The following is a 20,583-nucleotide window of genomic DNA, read 5'->3' as shown; positions in this document are numbered from 1 at the left end:
GGCCGTCCCCACGGCGTGTAAGCGTGTGGCAGGCTGCCGACCATGTCAATGCCACAAGCAGCGGCCGAGACGCATCCGGCAGCCGTCGGCGCGGAGGACGACGGACCCGGACCCATCGGTCGCTGGATACGTGCCGACCGCGTGCGCGCGGTCGCGATCGCCCTCATCGTCGTGTCCGTCGCGTCGCGCGCCGGGCTGGCCGCCCGTGGCTGGTTCTCGCAGGACGAGTTCGTCATCGCCGCGCAGGTGCTCGACACCCGGCTGGACCCGGACTACCTGCTGGGCACGTTCAACAACCACCTCATGCCGGCCGGGCTGGCGGTCGCGTGGCTGATGGTCCGGGCGGCCGGTTTCGCCGGCTGGCCGTGGATCCTGCTGCTGGCGGCCGGGCAGGCGGCGGTGGGCATCGCCCTCTACCGGCTGCTCCGTGACCTGCTGCGCCCCGGGTGGGGGCTGCTCGTCCCGCTGAGCCTGTTCCTGTTCAGCCCGCTGACGCTCGAGGTGTCGTCGCTGTGGCTGGTCGGGCTGCTCGTGCTGCCGCCGCAGCTCGCGCTGGTCCTGGCGGTGGCGGCCCAGGTCCGGTACGTGCGCACCGGCCGGAAGCGGCACCTCGTCCTGGTCGCGTTCTGGCTGGTGTTCGGCCTGCTCTTCGACACCAAGGCGCTGCTGATCGTGCCGCTGCTGTTCCTGCTGACCGCGTTCCTGTTCACCAAGGGCCGCGCGTGGCGCAGCCTGGTGACCACCGTCGTGCGGTTCTGGCCGGCGTGGCTGATGCTCACCGTGCTGTCCGGGGCGTACCTGGCGTACTACCTGACCCGTCCGGCCCGGGTGCTGGACGAGCCCACCGCGGTCGGGCAGGTCTTCACCTTCCTCGGCGACCTGATCGGCGACACGGTGGTGCCGGGCCTGCTCGGCGGGCCGTGGCGCTGGACGTACGCCGGTGACGGGCCGCCGCTGTCCGACCCGTACGACATCGCCAAGTGGCTGTCCTGGGCGGTGCTCGCGGCGCTGATCGTGGTCACCGTGCGGCGGCGGCCGTCCGCCGGGCGGGCCTGGCTGCTGCTCGCCTGCTACCTCGGCCTGGTCGCGGCGCTGTTCGCGGTGACCCGGCTCGGCGGACCGCTGGGGCCGCTGGTCGGCGTCGTGCCCCGCTACGTCGCGGACGTGGTGCTGGTGGCCGCGATCTGCGTCGGGGTGGCGCTGCTCGGAATGAAGGACCACGACGAGGACGACGTCTCCGCGTGGCCGCTGCCGACCGTGCTGCGGGAGCCGGGCGCCTTCGCGGTCGGTCTGGTCTCAATGGTGGTGCTGCTGGCGACCATCGGCGTGGGCACGCTGTGGAGCACCGCGCGGTTCGGCGACAACTGGAGCACCAAGCACGGGCGGGACTACCTGGCCACGACGCAGGCCGAGCTGGCCGCCGCGCCGCCGGGCACCGTCTTCTTCGACACGACCGTCCCGGACCGGGTCGTGGCCGGGTACTTCTGGCCGGACAACCTCCAGTCCCACTTCTTCCGTCCGGCCGAGCGCCGGCCGACGTTCGTGACGATGAGCGAGAAGCCGTCGACGTTCGACGAGAACGGCCGGATCCGGCCGGTCGTGGTCGAGGGGCGCAAGGTCGCGCCCGGCACCGTGGAGGGCTGCGGGCACCTGGCCGAGGGCGGCCGGACCGCCCGCATCCCGATGGACGGCTACCTGGTGGAGTGGCCGTACGTGGTGCACTTCGGCTATGTCAGCTCCGGTGAGTCGACGGCGGTGTTCACGCTCGGCGAGGCGACCCGCGAGATCACGCTGAAGGAAGGGCTGAACGACGTGTTCTTCATGCTCGAGGGCGCCGGGAGTGCCGTCGAGCTGACCGTGAACACGCCCGGAGTCAGGTTGTGCACCAACCTGATCACCATCGGCCGGGCGGTGCCGAAGCCGTAATGACCGGACGTCCCGCCGAGGGCGGCGGCCCCGCGGTCCGGCGGTGGCGGGAGACGCTGCCGCTGTACCTCGTGGCGGTCGTCGTCACCGCGTTGATCCTGGCGCCGCTCGTGGCGCCGGGCTACGCGCTGCGGTACGACATGGTGTTCGTCCCCCGGCAGCCGCTGAGCTGGGATCTGGTGGCCCCGGCGCAGAGCCTGCCCCGGGCGGTGCCGATGGACGCGCTGGTATCCCTGGTGACCCAGCTCGTGCCGGGCTGGGTGGTGCAGCGGGTGGCGCTGGCCGGGGCGGTCCTGTTCGCCGCAGTGGGCGCGGGACGGCTGGTGCCGACGCAGCGGCGTGCCGTGCAACTGGTCGCCGCGGTGGCGTACGCGTGGACGCCGTACCTGGCCGAGCGTCTGCTGATCGGGCAGTGGGGGCTGCTGCTGGCGTACGCCGCACTGCCCTGGCTGGTGCGGGCGGCGCTGGACCTGCGGGCGGGCCGCGACGGCGCGCTCGCCCGGGTGGTGCTGCTCGCCGCGCCCGCCGCGATCACCCCGACCGGCGGCCTGATCGCGCTGGCGACGGTGCTGGTGCTGGCGGCGGACCGGGCCCGGCTCCGGCTGTCCGCGGTCGCGGTGGGCGGTGTCGCGCTGCTCAACGCCCCGTGGATCGTGGCGGCCCTGGTCACGGGGGCGGGCGGCACGTCCGACCCGGCCGGCGTGGCGGCGTTCGCGGCGCGCGCCGAGAACTGGGCGGGCACGCTGGTGGCGCTCGCGGGCACCGGCGGCATCTGGAACGTGCAGGCCACCCCGGCCAGCCGGTCCGCCACGTTGGCCCCGCTGGCGACACTGCTGCTCGTGGTGCTGGCCGCTGCCGGCGCCGGCCTGTTGCGGCGCCGGCTGCCGGCGGGCGCGGCGGTACGGCTGGGCGTGCTGGCCGGCGGCGCGTACCTGCTGGCCGCTCTCGCCGTGCTCCCCGGCGGGAACGCGGCGCTGAGCTGGGCGGTGGCGCACGTGCCGGGGGCGGGACTGCTCCGCGACGGGCAGAAGTTCCTCGCGCCGTACGCCCTCGTGCTGGTGGTGTGCGCGGCGCTGGGCGCCGAACGGCTGGTGGCCCGGATCGACCGCGAGGTCGGCGGGATCGTGCTGGCCGGGCTGCTGCTCCTGCCGGTGGCCGCGATGCCGGACCTGGCGTTCGGCGGAGCCGGGCGGATCAGCCCGGTGCGCTACCCGGCGGACTGGCGGGCGGTCGCCGAGCGCCTGCCCGACGACCCCGGTGAGATTCTCGCCCTGCCGCTGACCACCTACCGGGCCTATCCGTGGAACCCGGGCCGGGTGGTGCTGGACCCGGCTCCCCGCTATCTGCCGGGAACCGTGCTCACCGACGACACGCTCGTGGTCGACGACGTCGCGGTGGCCGGGGAGAATCCGCGCCTGCGCGAGGTGCGCCGGGTGCTCGCCGAGGGGCGGCCGGTCTCGGCCACCGGCGTGCCCTGGGTGGTGGTGCAGCACGGTACGCCGAGCACAGTGGACCCGGCCGTTCTGGCCGGTCTCGACCTCCGGTACGAGGGGGAGTCGCTGAGCCTCTACCGGAACCCGGCCGCCTCGGGTTCGCCGCCGCGGACCGGAGCGAGCCGCTGGCTGGTCGTGCTCGCGTGCGGAACTGCCGTTCTGGCGGTCATGGCTGCCGCCTTTTCGACCCTACGCCGGCGAGCTACTGCGTGGTAACGTCCGCTCGCACGTCTCACCATCGGAGGAATGGCATGCGTAGAGCTTTGACCCTTGTCGTGTCCGGCCTGGTGGCGGCGTTGCTCGGGGTCCTGGCCCTCGGCGGGCTCTCGGCCGCCGCGACCGCCACGGCCGAGGAGGCCGCGACCGAGGCGCGTAACGCCACGGAGGCGGCCAAGCGGGCCGGGAAGCAGGACCCGTACGCCCCCGAGGTCTACGGCAACAGGTAGGACGGGTCGCCCCGCCGCTGGACCGGGCGGGGCGAGTCCGCAGTCTCCAGCAGGGTCGCGAAGCGTTCCCCCGCCACCGGCCAGGTGAAGTTCGCCGCGTGCCGCCGGGCCTGGGTGCCCATCTCCTGACGCATCTCGTCGTCGTGCAGCAGTGCGCGCACCTTCGCCAGGTAGTCGTCGATGTCGTCGGCCAGCAGGCCGGTACGCCCGTCGACCACCGCCTCCGCGACGCCGCCCGCCTCCCGGAACGCCACCGTCGGGGTACCCGCCGCGCCGGCCTCCACGATCGTCAGCCCCCAGCCCTCCTTGAGCGACGGCGTCAGGGCGACCCAGGCCGAGGCGAGCAGCGCGGCCTTCTCCTCCTCCGTCACGAAGCCCCGGAAGTCCACCCGGTCGGCGATGTCCAGCTCGTCGGCGACCTCGCGCAGGTGCGACTCCCACCAGCCCTGCCCGGCGACCACCAGCCGGAGCTGCGGCAGCTCGTCGGCGAGCGCCGCGACCGCGCGCAGCGCCACCTCCACCCGCTTGTGCGGCACCAGGCGGTTCAGCGTCACGAGCAGCGGGAACGGGGCGCGTTCGACGTCGGTGCGGGGCAGCTCCGGCGTGCCGTTGTAGACCACCGAGACCTGCTCCGGCGGTACGCCGAGGGTGGCGAGTTCGCGCCGCGTCGCCTCGGACACGGTGACGTACCGGCACCGCCGGTAGACGCGTACCGCCAGCGACGACTCGACCCACCAGCCGAACCGGGCGGCCCACTGCGGCAGGACCACCGGCCACTGCTCGCGGTGCACGTGGTGGATCAGCTTGACCACCGGGCGCCGGGCCCAGAGCGGGGAGAGGAACGGCAGGCCGTTGCAGACGTCGACGAGGATGTCCGGCCGGCCGCCCCGGCGCGCGGCGAGCGGGCCGAGGCCGAACGCCCCGGCGAGGTAGCAGAGCGCAGCCCAGAGGTAGACGGTGTGCCGGCCGCCGCGCCGGACGAACCGGATGCCCTCGGCGTTTACCTCGTCGGCGGGGGCCTCGCGGTGCGCGGCGCAGAACAGGGTGGCGCGGAATCCGCGCGCCACCAGCTCGGCGGCGATCCGTTCCACGTACACCTCGGAACCGCCGCCCTCGGGGTTGCGAGTGTCTCGCCAATTGAGGAACAGCACGTGTCCGGGCATGCCGAAGCGACGCTTCACGCGAACCCTACTCTCAAGTAATTTAGCGGTGCGCGTCACATTAAGGGCTGGGCCTGCGCCCCGGCAATGCCCCGACCGGCGGCGGTGGGCCGCGGGCCGTCGTCGGGTAACCGGAGGTGAGCGGTGCGTGACAGCTAGGCGGGCGCCGCGACGTCCGGTGTGGTGGCCGGGACGGCGGAGGTCCCGGATGCCGGTCCGCGGCCGGTCGGCCGACGGCTCTGCGTGCCGAGCGCCTGGAGGGGGCGCTCGACGCCGTAGTAGCTGACCGCGGCGTACGCCAGGCCGAAGACCATGGTCAGGGCGAAGACGTTGACGAAGTCGCCGGTGAACAGCGGCCGGTCCTCGAGCAGATAGATCAGCTCGATGACCAGCGGGTGCCACAGGAACAGTCCGTACGACACGTGGCCCATCCACCGTGCCCACCCGGTGCTGAAGGCCTCCTTGGCCCGGGTCCGCCCGCCGAACGCCACCGGGATCGTGATCAGGACGGCGATCAGGAGGTAGAGCGCCAGCTTGATGCCGAACTCGGTGGCGGTCGGGCTGGTCAGGTCGCGCGGGCCGGCGATCGGCGTCGTCGCGATCGCCATCACCGCGACCGCTGCCGCCCAGCAGGCGAGCGGCGCCGAGGCGAGGTCGTCGAGCACGCGGAAGGCGGCCGGCGCGGTGCCGGTACGCAGGGCCACGTGCGCCGCGGCGAGCGCCATGCCGCCGCCGAACCAGGCGCCGTACGAGGGGAACCACATCGTGTGCAGCGCGCCGTCGAGCCAGCCGGCGCCCATCATGGCGACCCACGCGAGGGTCAGCAGCGCCCCGGAGGAGGCGAGCAGCACGGTGCGGACGGGACGCCAGGTGCGGCCCACGGCGAGCACGGCGAGCAGCGGCAGGAGCAGGTAGAAGACGACCTCGGTGGCGAGGCTCCAGGTCTGGCTGAGCCCGTGCCCGAGCTGGCCGGCTTCGTAGATCTGGGTGAGCGTGAGGTGGCGCAGCCAGTCACCTGCCGACGCCGGGTGGTTGCCGGGCAGGACGACGAAACAGACCACCACCGCCAGCCAGTACGCGGGCAGGATCCGCAGCGCCCGGCGCCAGAAGTACCGCTTGGTGCGGGGCCGCGGCCGTCCGGTCGCGATGCTGAGTGCCCACGGGCGGAACAGCAGGAAGCCGGACAGCACGAAGAAGATCGCCACGCCCACGTCCAGGCGCGCCAACCAGCCGCCCCACGTGGTGTTCATGGTGACGGCGGTCTGGAAGCCGACGTGGTGACCGACGACCGCCACCGCGCCGATCGCTCGCAGCGCGTCCAGGGCGGGAAGACGGCCCGTTACCGATGGCTCCGGGATTGTTGGCGTGGTGGCTGTGGACATCTGGACATCCAGGGGGTCGCTTTTGAAGGTGACTGGGGAGTAACCTCCCGCCAATGCTAAGGATCGGGTGCCCCGGACGACAGACCGTAGGGCGGCAGGTTACAGGAGGATGAGTGAAGCTTCGCGTGGGCGCCGCGCTCTTCGGGCTAGGTGTCTTGTTGCTGGTCTTCGCGGCCGGGCTGCCGTTCTACGTGGCCCCCGCCGTGACCAAGCTGCCCTATGACCTGGAACCAACGACGTCCGTCGCCGAGGCGAAGGGCGCGAAGTTCCTACAGATCAAGTCCGAAGGCGGCGCGGTCAGCATCGACGTGCCCCAGGCCGATCTCGTGTCGAGCATCGAGGTCATCCCGCAGCCGGAGGACACCAAGGACCGCGTACCCAAGGAGCTGAAGGGTGACGCGGTCATCTGGAACGTCTTCCAGACGGTCAAGCGCAGCGACAACCAGGATGTGATCAGCCAGTACAGCACCGAGCTGGCGCTTTACCGGATCTCCGGCGCGGCGGCGCCGTGGGACGAGCAGTGGCTCAACGAGTCCGGCGCGGAGCAGACCCCGGTCGGCAACGTGCGCTACTCCGGCCAGATCTACAAGTTCCCGTTCGGCACCGGCAAGCGTGACTACCAGGTGTTCGACCGTGACCTGAAGAAGACGTTCCCGGCGCGGTTCACCGGCACCGAGAAGATCAAGGGCGTCGAGACGTACCGCTTCGAGCAGCGGATCGAGAACGAGGTGCTGAACACCCCGGCGGACAGCATCAAGACGCTGCTGGGCAAGTTCACGCCGACCGCGACCAGCGGCCAGGTCGTCTACAGCAACACCCGTACGCTCTGGGTGGACCCGGTGACCGGCGCCTACATCAAGGTGCGCGAGCAGCAGTACAAGGAGCTGCGTCCGGACACCGGCGCCCCGACGGTGGTGCTGGACGCGGACTTCAACTACAACGACGACACGATCAGCCGCAGCGTCGAGACGGTGAAGGAGAACCGTTTCAAGATCGGCATGATCAGTGTCTGGGGCCCGATCATCGCCGGTGTGCTCGGCCTGATCGCCCTGATCGCGGGCGTGTGGCTGGTGACCCGGCCCAAGGGTGACGGCAACGCCCGGCACCGCGCGGACGCGCCGACCTCCGACCCGACGTCGACCCGTGTCGACCAGGAGCCCGTCGGCGGCCCGCTCGACGACGAGATCCCGCCGGCGTCGACGAACTGGCGGTCCGACGAGGTGCCGGCGCAGCGTTCGGGCGCCGGCGAGGTGGAGCGCCGCTGACCGGTACGCCGGAAGCACGACGGAGGGGTGGGCCGCACCGCGGCCCACCCCTCCGTCGTGCAGATCTTCCATGCGGGCGACCGTACTTTACATTCGTTACTCGATTGTAACGGCAAGATGTCCGGTGACTTTCCGTCGTGCTCATCGCCATCGATGCCCGGTTTGGCCCGACATTTCGCCCTCCGTGCCCTGGCCGGGCGGGGGTTTCGTGACGCGTGGTCACCTCCCCGTCCCGCCTCGGTGTTACCCCCGGGTAATCAGGGGGTTGTGAGCTGCACCTCATCGGGTGCACGATCAGGCTCGATCGTTACCCGTCGGTAACAGGGGCGGGCCCGGCGCGGGCCGCCGGTGCGGAATCCGGCCGCCGCGCACATTCGTTCGAGGAGGAACCCGTGCAGAATCGGCTCGACAACCAGGGTCGTACCCGGTGGCGGCGCTTCGCCGCCATGATCGTGCCCACCACGGCCGCCGCCGGTGCCATCCTGTTCGGCATGTCGACCGGCGCCATCGCCTCCGACATCACCGTGTCCGGGCAGACGTTCAAGATCGGGGCCGACCGCCTGGAGGGCGAGGGCTTCAAGCAGTACGGCGGCATCGTCCGGGAGAAGGGCGAGAACGGCAAGGCCGGCGCGACGCGCCCGGTCGCGATGGCCGAGATCAGCAGCGCCGACCTCTACAACCTGTGCCAGTCCGTCCGTGCCGACCTGCCCGGCCTGCCGGTGGTGCTCACCATCAACGCCGGAGAGGGCAAGGACCCCGCCCGGGCCAAGGACCTCGTGATCGCGATGGACTCGCTCGAGGGCAACGCGACCTTCACCAACATCCAGATCGGCCGCGACGCCAGCGACCTCAACCCCACGGCACAGCGGGGCTCGTTCGGCCAGAACTCCGACCGGGTGACCATCCGGGACCTGAAGCAGGTGTCCCGCTACACCACTTCCTCGACGTTCAACCTGGTCGGGCTCCGGCTCAAGGTCAACGTGGGTGACGACGCGAAGGGCAAGGAGTGCTTCTGAGCTGAGCACGGCCCGCGGTGGACGACCACCGCGGGCCCGCTCCACCGTTCCCGTCCCCGCTCCGCCAGGAGGAGTACGTGACAACCGTCGAACCGTCCCATGCCCGGCTCGGTACCGCGACCCGGGCATGGCGGAGCTTCCGCCGCTGGCAGCGGGGCCGGCCGTTCTGGGGCGGCCTGTTGATCATCCTGGCCGGGGTGGAGATGCTCGCCTCCACCCGGTTGACGCTCAACGGCCTGAGCTTCAGCAGCGGCGCCACCGGCCTGCTCGCCCTGCTGATCCCGGCCATCCTGGTGACCTGCGGGGTGCTGCTCTGGCTCAGTCCGGCGCAGCGGCTGTTCTACTCGATCGTCGCGGCGATCACCACCGTCTACTCCCTGATCGGGCTCAACCTCGGCGGCTTCTTCCTCGGCCTGCTGCTCGGCATCGTGGGCAGCGCGCTCGCGTTCGCCTGGGTGCCGACCCGCCCGGCCGATCCGGCCGACCCGGCCGATGACGAGCACGGCAGCGAGGCGGGCGACGAGCCCGACACCGTCGTGGACGGGCAGCCCGTGAGCGCGCAGCCCGTGGATGAGCAGGCCGTGGATGAGCAGGCCGTGGACGAGCAGCCCGTGGACGAGCGGCCGACCGTCGAGGTGCCCGCCGCCGTGCGGCCGGCCGTCGAGCAGCCGACTGCCGAGCGGCCGGGCGGGGAGCGGCCGGTCCCTCGGCAGTCGGTGAACGGGCAGGAGGCCGGATCCGACGGCGGCCCGCCGGAGTGGGCGGGCCGTTCGGCGGACCCGCGCGCCTTCGGCATCGTCCTGCTGGTGCTCGGCCTCGCCACCGCCGGCCTGGCCGTTCAGCCGGGAGCGGTGCAGGCCGCCCCGAGCAAGCCCACCGCGAGCGCCTGCCCGACGAAGCCCGCCACGCCGTCGAAGGCGCCCTCGGCGACGCCCACCCCGTCGCCGAGCGCGAGCCCGACGCGGGAGGGCAACATCATCACCGATTTCTTTGAGGGGATCGGTGACCTGTTCAAGGGCAGTAAGAAGAGCGCGACGCCCTCGCCCACACCGACCGCGAGCGGATCGGCGGCCCCGACGAGCAAGCCGACCACCCGCCCCGGCTCGACCGACTGCCCGGCGCCGGACAAGCCCGGCAAGGTGGACCCGGCGAAACCCGGCAAGGTGGAACCGGGCAAGCCCCTGCCGCGTATCGCCGCCGACCCGAGCCTGCCGAAGGTGGCCAAGCAGCCGTCGAAGCTCACCGGCTCCAAGGTGACCATGACCGGGCTGCGGTTCGAGGGGATCACCGACCTCCAGACCGAGCAGGGCGCGCTCAAGGTGCTGAAGTTCAGCATGAAGGAAGCCGTGACCGACGACTTCCTGCTGGTCGCCGACGGCCCCAGCGGCCGCACCCAGCGGTACGCGACCGACCGCCTCACCGTCCGCGACGACGTCGCGTTCTACTGCACCCGGTTCGTCGGCAAGCTTGCCGGCATCAAGCTGACGCTGACCCCGGACCTGCCGTTCCCGGACGGCCTGCCGGTCACGCTGCCCATCCCGGTGACGTTCACCGACCCGGTCATCGACCTGGCGTACGTCACCAGCAACACGCTCACCGGCCGGCCGACGCTGCGGCTGACGCTCGGCGCCTGACCCGGCGGGTGCCGGCGGTACTGACCTCCGGCACCCGCAACCGGCTCAGAGCCGGGCCAGCGCCTTGCGCAGCGGGTCCAGCCCGAGCGAGCCGAGGTCGAGCGCCTGGCGGTGGAACTCCTTGAGGTCGAAGTCGGCGCCCTTGCGGGCCTTCGCGTCCTCCCGGGCCTGCAACCAGATCCGCTCGCCCACCTTGTACGACGGGGCCTGCCCGGGCCAGCCCAGGTAACGGTTCAGCTCGAAGCGCAGGTTCTCGTCCGGCACCCGGCAGTGCGCCCGCATGAACTCCCAGCCCAGCTCCGGCGTCCACCGCTCGCCCGGGTGGAAGCCGAACGGGTTGTCCTTCGGGATCTCCAGCTCCAGGTGCATGCCGATGTCCACGATGACCCGGGCCGCGCGCAGCGCCTGCCCGTCGAGCATGCCGAGCCGGTCACCGGGGTCGCCGAGGTAGCCCAGCTCGTCCATCAGCCGCTCGGAGTAGAGCGCCCAGCCCTCGCCGTGTCCGGAGACCCAGCACAGCAGCCGCTGCCAGCGGTTGAGCAGGTCGGCCCGGACGGCGGTCTGGGCGACCTGGAGGTGGTGACCCGGCACGCCCTCGTGGTAGACGGTGGTCACCTCGCGCCAGGTGGAGAAGTCGGTGATGCCCTGCGGCACCGCCCACCACATCCGCCCCGGCCGGGAGAAGTCCTCGCTCGGGCCGGTGTAGTAGATGGCGCCGTCGCTCGTCGGCGCGAGGCAGCACTCGATCCGGCGTACCTGCTCGGGGATGTCGAAGTGGGTGCCGTTCAGCTCGGTGATCGCCTTGTCGGCGAGCGCCTGCATCCAGTCCCGGAACGCCTCCTTGCCGCGTACCGTCCGCGCCGGATCGGCGTCGAGCACGCGTACCGCGTCGTCGACCGAGGCGCCGCGCCCGGCGATCCGCGCGGCCACCGCCCGCATCTCGGCCTCCAGCCGGGCCAGCTCCGCGAAACCCCAGGCGTACGTCTCGTCCAGATCGACCTTGGCGCCGAGGAAGTACTGCGAGGCCAGTTCGTAGCGCTCCCGCCCGGCGGCCTGCTTCTCCCGCCCCACCGGCGCCAGTTCGGTGCGCAGGAACTGCCCGAACTCGGCGGTCGCGGCGGTGGCGGCGGCGGCTCCCTTGCGCAGCTCCGCGCCGAGCGTGCCGTCGGCGTCGATCCGCTCGACCAGCCCGTGGAAGAAGTTGTCGCCCTCCGGGTCGACCCAGATGTCGCACTGCTTGGCGACCTCGACGAGCTGCACCTGCGAGCTGACCCGTCCCGCGGCGGCGGCCTCGCGCAGCGTGCGCTTGTAGCCGTCCAGCGCGGACGCGAAGCGGTTGAGCCGGGCGGACACGTTCGCCCGGGCTTCCTCTCCGTCGGTCGGCATGAGGTCGAAGACCATCCGGATCTCGTGCAGGCCGCTGGAGATGACGTTGACCTCGCTGCCGGTCTCGCCGGCGTCGTGGCGGGCCAGCTCCAGGCCGAGGCGCTCCTGCATGGCCTCCTTGGCGGTCCGCTCCGCCTCGGTCTCCGGCTCGGTCACGTCGAGTTCGCCGAGCGTGCGGCGGGCCAGGTCGGCGCGCGCCGCGTAGCCCTCGGGCGACAGGTCGTCGAGCTGGTCGTCGTAGCCGGCGATGCCGACGTAGGTGGCGCCGGTCGGGCTCAGCGGGGCCCACTCGGCCACGTACCGGTTGGCGAGGTCATCGATTCGTCCCACCAGGCGACCCTACGTGACCACGCATCCGGAATACCGCGCGACTTCGTCGTACCTCTGCGGCAGAGTGTCAGGGGTGAACGTCGAGATCACTCCTGACCGGGCGCCGGTACGCAGCTGGCTGCCCGGGTTCGTCGCGCTCGCCGCCATCTGGGGTTCCAGTTTCCTGTTCATCAAGGTGGGCGTGACCGAGCTGCACCCCGTGCACCTCACCCTCTACCGCGTGGCCACCGGCGCGCTGACCCTGCTCGTGGTGCTCGCCGTGCTGCGCGACCGGCTGCCCCGCGACCCCCGGGTCTGGGCGCACATGCTCGTCGTGGCCGCGTTCGGCGTCGCGGTGCCGTTCACTCTGTTCGGCTACGGCGAGCAGCGGGTCGAGTCGATGCTCGCCGGCATCTGGAACGCCACCACGCCGCTGATCGTGCTGCCCCTGGCGGTGCTGGTGTTCCGCACCGAGCGGCTGACCGCCCGGCGGGCGGTCGGGCTGGGGCTGGGCTTCGCCGGCGTCCTCGTGGTGCTCGGCGTCTGGGAGGGCGTCGGTGGCGCCCACTTCGTCGGCCAGCTCATGTGCTTCGGTGCGGCGGCCTGTTACGGCCTGGCCATTCCGTACCAGAAGAAGTTCGTCGCGGGCAGCGCGTACTCCGGGCTGTCGCTGTCGGCGGCCCAGCTGCTGGTGGCGACCGCGCAGCTCGCGGTGGTCGCGCCGTTCGTCGGCACGCCGCCGTCGCCGCTCGACCTCTCCCCGCGCGTGGCGGCGAGCGTGCTGGCGCTCGGCGCGCTCGGCACCGGGCTCGCCTTCGTCATCAACATGCGCAACATCCGGCTGGCCGGGGCCAGCACGGCGTCCACAGTGACGTACCTGATCCCGGTGTTCGCGGTGCTCGTCGGCGCGGTGGTGCTGGGCGAGCGGATGAACTGGCACCAGCCCGTCGGCGCGTTCGTGGTGCTCGTCGGCGTGGCGGTCGCCCAGGGCCTGTTCGGGCGGCGCCGCCCGCGCCCGGACGCGGTGGCACCCACCACCCGTCCGGCCGAAGCGGCCACCAGGGGCTGACCCGTCAGCCGCGGCCGGCCGTCCACTTCACCAGGCGGTCGGCCGTCCAGGTGTTCACCACACGCTTCGCCGGTACGCCGCACAGCGCGGCCCGCTCGCAGCCGAACCGCTGCCAGTCGAGCTGCCCGGGCGCGTGCGCGTCGGTGTCGATGGCGAACCGGCACCCGGCCTCCAGCGCGAGGCGGATCAGCCGCTTCGGCGGGTCCTGCCGCTCCGGCCGGGAGTTGATCTCGACGGCCACGTCGTGCTCCGCGCAGGCGGCGAAGACGGCGTCCGCGTCGAACTCGCTCTCCTTGCGGGTACGCGCCCGGTGCCCCCGGTCGCCCGGCCCGGTCACCCCGGCGGGCCGGGAGGAGACCATCCGGCCGGTGCAGTGACCGAGGATGTCCAGGTGCGGGTTCGCGATCGCGGTCAGCATCCGGCGCGTCATCTTGGCCCGGTCGTCGTTCAGGCCGCTGTGCACCGAGCCGACCACCACGTCCAGGCGGGCCAGCAGCTTCTCGTCCTGGTCGAGCGAGCCGTCGGCGAGGATGTCCACCTCGATGCCGGTGAGGATCCGGAAGCCCTTCGGCAGCGCCTCGTTGACGGCGGCGACGTGGTCGAGCTGCTTGCGCAGCCGTTCCGCGGTCAGGCCCCGGGCCACTGTGAGTCGCGGCGAGTGGTCGGTGAGCACCAGGTACTCGTGGCCCAGCTCGACCGCCGCCAGCGCCATCTCCTCGATCGGTGAGCCGCCGTCGGACCAGTCCGAGTGGGTGTGGCAGTCGCCGCGCAGCGCGTCCCGCAGCTTCGCCGCCGCCTCGTCCAGGTCGGTGCCCTCGGTGGCCAGCAGCCGGCGCAGGTAGACGGGTTCCTCGCCGGCCAGCGACTCGGCCACGCAGCGGGCGGTGACGTCACCGACGCCGGACAGCTCGGTCAGCTTGCCGGTGCGGGCCCGCTCGGCCACCTCGGCGGCGGGCAGCGCGCCGAGTGTCTTCGCCGCCGACCGGAACGCGCGCACCCGGTAGGTGGCCTCGTTCGCCCGTTCCAGCAGGAACGCGATCCGGCGCAGGTCGGCGAGGGGATCCCGGGCACTCATGTCCTGGAACCTACGCGCTCACGCCGTCCGCCGCGTGGCCCCGCACCGCGCGCCGGTCAGCCGCTGCGGGTGGACCGGCCGGGCGCGGCCGGGCAGCCGTGCTTGCGCTGCCAGGCGGTGACCTCGGCGACCGGCGAGCGGTTGCCGCCCTTGCGCCAGGAGTTCAGGTACGGCGCCGGCCAGACCACGCCCCGGCGGATCCACCAGTCGTCGGCGCCGGTGCACTTCGGGGAGAGACCGAAGTGCAGGTGGCAGACGTTGTTGGCGTTGCCCGTACGGCCGACCTTGCCGAGCTGCTGCCCGGCACGCACCCGTACCCCGGCGTCGACGCCGGCCGCGATCGCGCTCAGGTGCGAGCCGTAGTAGCGCACCCCGTCGTCGCCGAGCAGCGAGACGGAGAGCCCGCCGTTGTTCGGGCCCAGCGGCCCGCGCTTGTCGAACCGGTCGACGCGGCTCACCTCCAGCACCACGCCGTCGGTGACCGCCACCACCGGTTCGCCGCAGTCGGCGAACACGTCGGTGCCGGGGTAGCCGCCGTGCGTCGGGTGGTAGTCGACGTTGCCGGCCCGCACCGGGAAGACCCGCTTCACGTCCGTGCGGGCCGGCGACGGCGCGGCGGACGAGGAGGCGGCCGGGGGCGAGGCCGGGTCGGCGGGCTGCGCGGCGGTCGCCATCGGGCTCGGCTCCTGCCACCTGTCGGCGCGCCCGGTGGTGGCGCCGCACCCGCCGGCGGCGAGCGCCGCGACGAGCAGCAGGATCGGGTACGCCGGCCGCGTGCGGCGTCCGATCGATGGCGAGCGCATCCGGTCATCCTGACAGACCACTACCGTAGGGACGAAAGCCGAACGCGGGACGGATGGTCGGGAGAGGGGGCGGCGGTGACGCACGGGTGGCACGGCGGACCTGAGGGGACCGGTCCGGGAACGTTCCCGCCGCGTACGCCCTCGGGGCTCTTCCCGTCGAGCACGTCGATGCGGCCCAGCTACCGCGAGCCGTACCCGGTCACCGGAGCCGGTGTCGCGGTCGGCGCGCTGGTCGCGTTCGCCTGGTTGCTGTTGTTCGGGCTGCTCGGCCGCGGCGTGGCCGGTTACGCCTGGTGGACGCTGCTGGCCGGCGGCCTGGCCTGGCTGGCCGCCGCGGTGCTGGTCCGCCACGGCGACCGAGGGGTCGCGACGGGGGTCGCGATCGTCACCGCGGGTGGCTGGAGCATCGCCGCGGCGATCGTCGCGACGCGCTGGGCACAGACCGGAGACTGGCCGCTCTGGTGACCTTCGGTGCCGGTTTCGCTGCGTAGCGAAGGCCACCTTGACGTACGCGTGAGGACGGTCCACGCTCGCGGTATGGCCTGGACCACATCGCCGCGGCTCGACCCCGACCGGAGCCGCCGTCGCCTGCAACTCCTCGCCGAGTTGGCCGGTGCGCGTGCGGTACAGCAGCGCCAACGGCCGCAGCGGGCCCGCACCGAGCGGCTGCGCCAACTCATCGCCACCCGCCGGCGCGTCGTCGGCTGACCGGCTTTCTCCCGAGGAACGGCCGGCCCATACGGGGCGTTGACCGCTCGCCTGCCGACCCGACCGGTTAACGTGCATCGCGTGACGTGTCGGCGTGCTGCCGAGGCCAATTTGGGGGGACCGTGTCGTACTTCGCTGCTGCCGTGGCGCGCGTCGACGGCGGCTGGACCGCCGGTGAGGTGAGCCTGCGAGGCGTCACCGACATCGAGGAGGTGGCCGACCGGCTGCGCGACGTCGAGCCGGACGCCGACCTCTCGCTGCTGTTCGTCGAGGCCGACGACACGTACCTGGTCGTCATGCGCCTGGACGAGGGGGAGGACCTGCGGGTCTTCGGCTCGGACTCGGCGTACGCGGAGGAGTCCCGGCTGGGTGCGCTGCTCGTCGGCGACCTGAAGACCTCGGTGACCGGGCTGGAGGATGTCGACGAGCCGCGTGCCTCCGCCGGCGACGACGACACCGAGCAGCCCGCTGTGGACCCGGAAGCAGACCCGGTGGGCGACGCGGACCTGCTGACCGACCTGGGGATCCCGGCGCAGAAGCTGCTGGCGCTCTGCGCGCACGAGGGCTCCATGCCGGCCGACGTGACAGCCGAGATCTGCCAGGTGCTGGGCTGCGTGGACGAGGTCGAGGAGCTGCGTGAGGTCTGAGCCCGGGGAGTCCCTGACGCCCGGCGCCGCCGAACCGGCCGACGCGACCGATCCGTCGCTGGAGACCGTACGCCCGGGGCAGCCCACCCCCGGGCGGGCCGCACGCGTCGGTCCCGGCGCGGACGAGGCACTGGCCGACCCGGGCGCGGTGGGCCGCCGGCAGCGGCACGAGCTGTGGATGCGCCGGGCCCTCGAGGTCGCGGCGACCGGCCCGGACGGTGCGACCCCCGACGCCGACGACGTGCCGGTCGGCGCGGTGCTCTACGGCCCCGACGGGACCGAACTGGCGATCGGCCGCAACGAGCGGGAGCTGACCGGCGACCCGACCGCGCACGCCGAGGTGCTGGCGTTGCGCCGGGCCGCGCAGCGGCTGGGCCGCTGGCGGCTGGACGACTGCACGCTCGTGGTGACGCTGGAACCGTGCACCATGTGCGCCGGGGCGATCGCGCTGGCGCGCGTCCCGACAGTGGTGTTCGGCGCCTGGGAACCGAAGACCGGCGCCGTCGGGTCACTCTGGGACGTGCTGCGCGACCGCCGCGTCACGCACCGCCCCGAGGTGTACGGCGGCGTGCTGGAACGCGAGAGCGCTGCGCTGTTGCGCGCGTTCTTCCGCTGAGGAGTTCTGGTCCTGTCTCAGGCTCCGGCCGGCGCGGGGCGCAGCAGCGTCGCGGCGATCGCGCGGCCGACCTCGGTCCAGGCGGTCGGACGCAGCGTGGCCGGGTCGAGCCGGACGATCGACCGGGTGCCGGTGGCGTGCACCGTGGTGCCGTCGACCGAGCGGAACTCGAAGGCGTAACGGGCGCTGCTGGTGCCGAAGTGTTCCAGCCAGAAGTGCACCGCCACCGTGCCGACGCCGACGACCGGCGCCCGGTAGGTGATGGTGAACTCGCGGACCGCGTGGAACACGTCGGGTGCGGCGTGCACGTCGCCCCGGAAGGCGACGCCGCGTTCGGCCCAGTACGGCGTCAGGGCGCGTTCCAGCAGCACCGCGTAGCGGGCGTTGTGCAGGATGCCCATCGCGTCGAGGTCGTCGAAGTGCACCGGCACGTGCTCGACGTGCCCGAACTCGGCGACCGGCCGGTCGGTGGTGGCGTGGCTCATGACTGGCCTTCCGGTAGCAGGGTCGGATCCGGGCAGAGCGCCCGCAGCCGGGTCAGCAGGCCCTGGCGGGCGTGCCGGTAGGTGGCGTCCGGGTCGAGCAGCCGGGACCGCATCACCGCGCTGATCCCCAGCGCGTCGATCTCGTACGCGAGCAGCGGCACGTCCAGGTCGGCGGGCAGTTCGCCCAGGTCGACGGCCTCCTGGACGAGGCGTTCCAGCAGCGCGGTCCAGCGGGCGAACGCCTCGGCGAGCCGGTCCCGGACCGGGCCGGGGCGGGCGTTGTACTCGAACTCGGTGTTGGCGAAGAAGCAGCCGCCGGGCAGCACCCGGGCGGCGTAGAAGTCGATCCGGGCGTCGTGCAGCGCACGCAGCCGGCGTACGCCCCGAGGGGCGAGCAGGGCGGGCGCGACGATCCGCTCCCGCCACTGCGCCACCGCGCGGTCGACGGTGGCGAGTTGCAGTGCCTCCTTGGAGCGCCAGTGCGCGAAGAGGCCGGACTTGCTCACCTCCAGCCGGTCGGCGAGCTGGGCCAGGGAGAGGCCGTGCAGGCCGACCTCGGTCGCCAGCGCCACCGCGGTGTCGAGCACCGCGGTGCGGGTGCGGTCGCCACGGGCGACGCGGCCGTCGGAGGTCATGCGATCAGCGTAGGGGAAACAAGCACGACCGGTCGTATTTATTTTTGTGACGGCGGTAACGCGGAACCGCCCCGCCACCGAGCGGTGGCGGGGCGGTTCAGGTTGGTCCGGGTCAGGCGATGATGGTGTCCAGCGCGATCTCGACCATCTGGCCGAACGTCTGCTCGCGCTCCTGCGACGTGGTCTTCTCGCCGGTCTTGATGTGATCGCTGACGGTCAGGATGGTCAGCGCGCGGGCCTTGAAGCGCGCCGCGATCGTGTAGAGCGCCGCCGACTCCATCTCCACCGCCAACACGCCGTAGTCGGCGAGCGTGTCGTACAGGTCCGGCCGGTCCGTGTAGAAGGCGTCCGCCGCCAGGATCGGCCCGACCCGCATGCTGATGCCGCGCCGCTCGGCCACCTCGACCGAGGTACGCAGCAGCCCGAAGTCGGCAACCGGGGCATAGTCGATCAGCCCGTCGAAGCGCATCCGGTTCATGTTCGAGTCGGTGGACGAACCGATGGCCGCCACCACGTCCCGCAGCTGCAGATCCTCGGTCAGGGCGCCGCAGGAGCCGACCCGGATCAGCGACTTCACGCCGTACTCGTTGACCAGCTCGTGCGCGTAGATCGAGGCGGACGGCATGCCCATGCCGGAGCCCTGGACGGACACGTCGACACCGTTCCACTTCCCGGTGAAGCCCAGCATGCCGCGCACCGTCGTGTAGCAGCGGGCCCCTTCCAGGTAGGTCTCCGCGATCCACTTGGCCCGCAGCGGGTCGCCCGGCATCAGGACCCGCTCGGCGATCTCTCCCGGCTCAGCGCCGATGTGCGTACTCATGGCAAAGATCCTGCCAGGCCGGGCCGAGGGATACCGGTTCGGCGTCCAAGCCGGCGGTCCTGTACCCTCGTCGGCGGTGGCGTGTCCGAGTGGCCTAAGGAGCACGCCTCGAAAGCGTGTGAGGGTTTACGCCCTCCGCGGGTTCAAATCCCGCCGCCACCGCTCGTGAAATGCGAGAACGCCCGGTCGATCCTCAGGGATCGGTCGGGCGTTCCGCTTCTGGTCTCAGTTCCGGTCTCAGTTGGGTTCAAGGCGCCGTTTCATGGCCCTCTGCCGGTTTCTCCCACAGCAGCCCGCCGACGCGCTGGGCGATGTCCCGGCGTACCTGAGTCGTGACGTGCTGGTACCGGACCGCCATTGCCGAGTTCGACCAGCCCATGATGCCCATCACCGCTCGCTCCGCCACGCCGAGGATCAGCAGCACCGTGGCGGCCGTGTGACGGGCGTCGTGCAACCGACCATCCCGTAGACCAGCGAGCTTGAGTAGGCGCTTCCACTCGTCGTAGTCAGTCCGGGGGTTGACCGGTCCACCGGTAGGTGTGGCGAACAGCCAGTCACCGTCCTCCCAAAGCTGGGCGGCGGTGACGCGCTCCTGGTCCTGCTCTTCGCGATGCTTTCGGAGCAGCGCGACCAGCTCGTCGGGGAGCCCGATGCTGCGTCGGCCAGCCCGGGACTTGGTCTCTGCGGTGTCGGCCCGTATCGGGCGACGGTCGGGGCAGTGCCCGCCATACTTCCGTCCGCACGGTGAGTGGCACCCGTGTTCCCACTTCGGCCGCTGTCGTCCGCGCCGAACGCTCAACGTCCCGGCGTCCAGGTCGACGTCCGACCAGCGCAGGCCGAGCGCTTCTCCCTGCCGCAGCCCGAGGGCGAGTGCGACGGCCCACCGGGCGCTGTTGCGCCGATCGCTGGTGACGGCCAGGAGGCGTTGCACGTCGGCGACGGAGTACGGCTCGATTTCGCTCTCCGCCAGGCGCGGGGCCTTGGCGAGGGTCGCCGGGTTCTTAACCAGGTGCCCGCGGCGCACCGCCTCGTTGAGTGCTGTACGGATGGTGCGGTGCGCCTGGTGCGCCGTCGCCGGGGCACTCCCGTTCTCCTGCATCCTCCGGTAGAAGCGCTCCAAGTGCTCGGGCTCCAACCGCTCAAGGCGATGCCCACCAAGTCCGGGAATGAGGTGCCGGTAGACCGCCACGCGGTAGCCGGCGAGGGTGTTCTCACGCACGGCCAGCGCGGCGATGTTCTCCACCCAGTGCGTCAGCCAGGTCTTGACCGTCCAGCGCTGACCGGCTTTTCGGACCGTGCCGGTGTCCCGCTCTCGCTCCAAGAGACGCACCTTCTTGATGACAGCGGCTTCGGTCTTCCCCCGTACGTGCCGCCGATCCGGGGATCCGTCGTCTTTCACGCCGACGGTGACCCGTCCATGCCAGGAACCGTCGGCGCCGAGGTAGACGCTTGAGGCCCCATTGGGTTTGCGTCCCATCCGCTGGCTCCTTTCGTCAGGCGGCGGAGTCGAGTGGCGTCGGTTCGGCGAGCAGGTGTTGCACGTACTCGTCGAGGCAGAACGTGGGTACGCGGCGGAGGCGACCGATGGTGACGGTGCGGATTTGGCCTGCCTTGATGAGTGCGTACATGGTGGTGCGGCCGATGCCGAGTCGTTGAGCGGCTTCTTCGATGGTGAGCAGTTCTCGGGGGTTCATCGCATTCCTTTCGC

The 20,583-nt window shown here is 72.1% G+C and carries 20 protein-coding genes, 1 tRNA gene and 1 pseudogene; 12 read left to right on the top strand and 10 right to left on the bottom strand.

The window, feature by feature from the left end:
* The first annotated feature begins 48 nt into the window (after window positions 1-48).
* Genes ACQP26_RS29480 through ACQP26_RS29470 form a run of 3 tightly spaced genes read left to right on the top strand, consistent with a single transcriptional unit; the run spans window position 49 to window position 3,865 of the window.
* The gene (locus tag ACQP26_RS29480; RefSeq protein WP_433496224.1) at window positions 49-1,926 is read left to right on the top strand and encodes a hypothetical protein; all 1,878 of its coding nucleotides are present in this window, start codon (window positions 49-51) and stop codon (window positions 1,924-1,926) included.
* Window positions 1,926-3,635: a hypothetical protein gene (locus tag ACQP26_RS29475; protein WP_433494539.1), complete on the top strand. Its 1,710-nt coding sequence runs from the start codon at window positions 1,926-1,928 to the stop codon at window positions 3,633-3,635. The genes ACQP26_RS29480 and ACQP26_RS29475 overlap by 1 nt, the downstream gene beginning before the upstream one ends.
* 35 nt (window positions 3,636-3,670) lie before the next feature.
* Window positions 3,671-3,865, top strand: coding sequence for a hypothetical protein (locus ACQP26_RS29470; protein WP_091425994.1), 195 nt, complete (start codon window positions 3,671-3,673; stop codon window positions 3,863-3,865).
* Here the strand turns inward: ACQP26_RS29470 and ACQP26_RS29465 are convergent.
* On the bottom strand, window positions 3,850-5,028 hold the full coding sequence (locus ACQP26_RS29465; RefSeq protein ID WP_269706972.1) for a glycosyltransferase family 4 protein: 1,179 nt from the start codon (window positions 5,026-5,028) through the stop codon (window positions 3,850-3,852). The two genes, ACQP26_RS29470 and ACQP26_RS29465, sit on opposite strands and share 16 nt — an antisense overlap.
* A 152-nt stretch (window positions 5,029-5,180) precedes the next feature.
* Window positions 5,181-6,407 (bottom strand): acyltransferase family protein, encoded by a 1,227-nt coding sequence (locus ACQP26_RS29460; protein ID WP_269703543.1) that lies wholly within the window; start codon window positions 6,405-6,407, stop codon window positions 5,181-5,183.
* A gap of 113 nt (window positions 6,408-6,520) precedes the next feature.
* Here ACQP26_RS29460 and ACQP26_RS29455 point away from each other — a divergent pair, with 113 nt between their 5' ends.
* The 3 genes from ACQP26_RS29455 (at window position 6,521) to ACQP26_RS29445 (ending at window position 10,322) form a co-directional block, all read left to right on the top strand.
* Window positions 6,521-7,672, top strand: coding sequence for a porin PorA family protein (locus tag ACQP26_RS29455; protein WP_433494538.1), 1,152 nt, complete (start codon window positions 6,521-6,523; stop codon window positions 7,670-7,672).
* Window positions 7,673-8,064: 392 nt separating this feature from the next.
* Entirely contained in the window at window positions 8,065-8,688 is a 624-nt protein-coding gene (locus ACQP26_RS29450; protein WP_269703545.1) for a DUF6230 family protein, read from the top strand.
* A gap of 77 nt (window positions 8,689-8,765) precedes the next feature.
* The gene (locus ACQP26_RS29445) at window positions 8,766-10,322 is read left to right on the top strand and encodes a DUF6114 domain-containing protein (protein ID WP_433494537.1); all 1,557 of its coding nucleotides are present in this window, start codon (window positions 8,766-8,768) and stop codon (window positions 10,320-10,322) included.
* Window positions 10,323-10,367: 45 nt separating this feature from the next.
* Here the strand turns inward: ACQP26_RS29445 and ACQP26_RS29440 are convergent, their stop codons facing one another.
* Window positions 10,368-12,038, bottom strand: coding sequence for a DUF885 domain-containing protein (locus tag ACQP26_RS29440; protein WP_269703547.1), 1,671 nt, complete (start codon window positions 12,036-12,038; stop codon window positions 10,368-10,370).
* A 73-nt stretch (window positions 12,039-12,111) separates the two neighbouring features.
* Between ACQP26_RS29440 and ACQP26_RS29435 the strand changes: the two are divergent.
* A pseudogene (locus ACQP26_RS29435) lies at window positions 12,112-13,208 on the top strand (DMT family transporter); the annotation flags it as partial.
* On the opposite strand, the gene ACQP26_RS29430 reads toward ACQP26_RS29435, so the two are convergent.
* Entirely contained in the window at window positions 13,091-14,161 is a 1,071-nt protein-coding gene (locus ACQP26_RS29430; RefSeq protein WP_393159804.1) for a PHP domain-containing protein, read from the bottom strand. The pseudogene ACQP26_RS29435 and the gene ACQP26_RS29430 overlap by 118 nt on opposite strands.
* A gap of 56 nt (window positions 14,162-14,217) precedes the next feature.
* Entirely contained in the window at window positions 14,218-14,964 is a 747-nt protein-coding gene (locus ACQP26_RS29425) for a M23 family metallopeptidase (RefSeq protein ID WP_433494536.1), read from the bottom strand.
* A gap of 168 nt (window positions 14,965-15,132) precedes the next feature.
* Between ACQP26_RS29425 and ACQP26_RS29420 the strand changes: the two genes are divergently transcribed.
* From ACQP26_RS29420 to ACQP26_RS29405, 4 genes are all read left to right on the top strand, one after another.
* On the top strand, window positions 15,133-15,429 hold the full coding sequence (locus ACQP26_RS29420) for a hypothetical protein (protein WP_269703551.1): 297 nt from the start codon (window positions 15,133-15,135) through the stop codon (window positions 15,427-15,429).
* 72 nt (window positions 15,430-15,501) lie between these two features.
* The gene (locus tag ACQP26_RS29415; RefSeq protein WP_269703552.1) at window positions 15,502-15,672 is read left to right on the top strand and encodes a hypothetical protein; all 171 of its coding nucleotides are present in this window, start codon (window positions 15,502-15,504) and stop codon (window positions 15,670-15,672) included.
* Between the two features lie 122 nt (window positions 15,673-15,794).
* Window positions 15,795-16,319 (top strand): tRNA adenosine deaminase-associated protein, encoded by a 525-nt coding sequence (locus ACQP26_RS29410; protein ID WP_269703553.1) that lies wholly within the window; start codon window positions 15,795-15,797, stop codon window positions 16,317-16,319.
* 178 nt (window positions 16,320-16,497) lie between these two features.
* Window positions 16,498-16,935 (top strand): nucleoside deaminase, encoded by a 438-nt coding sequence (locus ACQP26_RS29405; protein WP_433496223.1) that lies wholly within the window; start codon window positions 16,498-16,500, stop codon window positions 16,933-16,935.
* A 17-nt stretch (window positions 16,936-16,952) separates the two neighbouring features.
* On the opposite strand, the gene ACQP26_RS29400 is transcribed toward ACQP26_RS29405, so the two are convergent.
* From ACQP26_RS29400 to deoD, 3 genes are all read right to left on the bottom strand, one after another.
* Window positions 16,953-17,420: an acyl-CoA thioesterase gene (locus ACQP26_RS29400; RefSeq protein WP_269703555.1), complete on the bottom strand. Its 468-nt coding sequence runs from the start codon at window positions 17,418-17,420 to the stop codon at window positions 16,953-16,955.
* Window positions 17,417-18,055 (bottom strand): TetR/AcrR family transcriptional regulator, encoded by a 639-nt coding sequence (locus ACQP26_RS29395; protein WP_433494535.1) that lies wholly within the window; start codon window positions 18,053-18,055, stop codon window positions 17,417-17,419. Before ACQP26_RS29395 ends, ACQP26_RS29400 begins: the two co-directional genes overlap by 4 nt.
* Before the next feature lie 112 nt (window positions 18,056-18,167).
* Window positions 18,168-18,875, bottom strand: coding sequence for a purine-nucleoside phosphorylase (gene deoD / locus ACQP26_RS29390; protein WP_043327826.1), 708 nt, complete (start codon window positions 18,873-18,875; stop codon window positions 18,168-18,170).
* A gap of 75 nt (window positions 18,876-18,950) precedes the next feature.
* Here deoD and ACQP26_RS29385 point away from each other — a divergent pair.
* A tRNA-Ser gene (locus ACQP26_RS29385) sits at window positions 18,951-19,037 on the top strand.
* 85 nt (window positions 19,038-19,122) lie between these two features.
* Here ACQP26_RS29385 and ACQP26_RS29380 read toward each other — a convergent pair.
* Together ACQP26_RS29380 and ACQP26_RS29375 are read right to left on the bottom strand one after the other, a co-directional pair.
* On the bottom strand, window positions 19,123-20,352 hold the full coding sequence (locus ACQP26_RS29380) for a tyrosine-type recombinase/integrase (RefSeq protein WP_433494534.1): 1,230 nt from the start codon (window positions 20,350-20,352) through the stop codon (window positions 19,123-19,125).
* A gap of 16 nt (window positions 20,353-20,368) precedes the next feature.
* Entirely contained in the window at window positions 20,369-20,569 is a 201-nt protein-coding gene (locus ACQP26_RS29375) for a helix-turn-helix domain-containing protein (protein WP_433494533.1), read from the bottom strand.
* Window positions 20,570-20,583: the final 14 nt, after the last annotated feature.

This window comes from Micromonospora sp. CA-248089 (assembly GCF_050948515.1).
Lineage (GTDB): Bacteria > Actinomycetota > Actinomycetes > Mycobacteriales > Micromonosporaceae > Micromonospora.
This window is presented reverse-complemented; position numbering and strand designations above follow the sequence as displayed.

What these genes read in the sequence shown, in the direction of transcription:
- ACQP26_RS29480 (WP_433496224.1), top strand. Translation starts at nt 49, where the DNA reads ATGCCACAAGCAGCGGCCGAGACGCATCCGGCAGCCGTCGGCGCGGAG.
- ACQP26_RS29395 (WP_433494535.1), bottom strand. Translation starts at nt 18,055, where the DNA reads ATGACCTCCGACGGCCGCGTCGCCCGTGGCGACCGCACCCGCACCGCG.
- ACQP26_RS29475 (WP_433494539.1), top strand. Translation starts at nt 1,926, where the DNA reads ATGACCGGACGTCCCGCCGAGGGCGGCGGCCCCGCGGTCCGGCGGTGG.
- ACQP26_RS29460 (WP_269703543.1), bottom strand. Translation starts at nt 6,407, where the DNA reads ATGTCCACAGCCACCACGCCAACAATCCCGGAGCCATCGGTAACGGGC.
- ACQP26_RS29400 (WP_269703555.1), bottom strand. Translation starts at nt 17,420, where the DNA reads ATGAGCCACGCCACCACCGACCGGCCGGTCGCCGAGTTCGGGCACGTC.
- deoD (WP_043327826.1), bottom strand. Translation starts at nt 18,875, where the DNA reads ATGAGTACGCACATCGGCGCTGAGCCGGGAGAGATCGCCGAGCGGGTC.
- ACQP26_RS29375 (WP_433494533.1), bottom strand. Translation starts at nt 20,569, where the DNA reads ATGAACCCCCGAGAACTGCTCACCATCGAAGAAGCCGCTCAACGACTC.
- ACQP26_RS29425 (WP_433494536.1), bottom strand. Translation starts at nt 14,964, where the DNA reads ATGCGCTCGCCATCGATCGGACGCCGCACGCGGCCGGCGTACCCGATC.
- ACQP26_RS29415 (WP_269703552.1), top strand. Translation starts at nt 15,502, where the DNA reads ATGGCCTGGACCACATCGCCGCGGCTCGACCCCGACCGGAGCCGCCGT.
- ACQP26_RS29380 (WP_433494534.1), bottom strand. Translation starts at nt 20,352, where the DNA reads ATGGGACGCAAACCCAATGGGGCCTCAAGCGTCTACCTCGGCGCCGAC.
- ACQP26_RS29405 (WP_433496223.1), top strand. Translation starts at nt 16,498, where the DNA reads ATGCGCCGGGCCCTCGAGGTCGCGGCGACCGGCCCGGACGGTGCGACC.
- ACQP26_RS29420 (WP_269703551.1), top strand. Translation starts at nt 15,133, where the DNA reads ATGCGGCCCAGCTACCGCGAGCCGTACCCGGTCACCGGAGCCGGTGTC.
- ACQP26_RS29430 (WP_393159804.1), bottom strand. Translation starts at nt 14,161, where the DNA reads ATGAGTGCCCGGGATCCCCTCGCCGACCTGCGCCGGATCGCGTTCCTG.
- ACQP26_RS29470 (WP_091425994.1), top strand. Translation starts at nt 3,671, where the DNA reads ATGCGTAGAGCTTTGACCCTTGTCGTGTCCGGCCTGGTGGCGGCGTTG.
- ACQP26_RS29465 (WP_269706972.1), bottom strand. Translation starts at nt 5,028, where the DNA reads ATGCCCGGACACGTGCTGTTCCTCAATTGGCGAGACACTCGCAACCCC.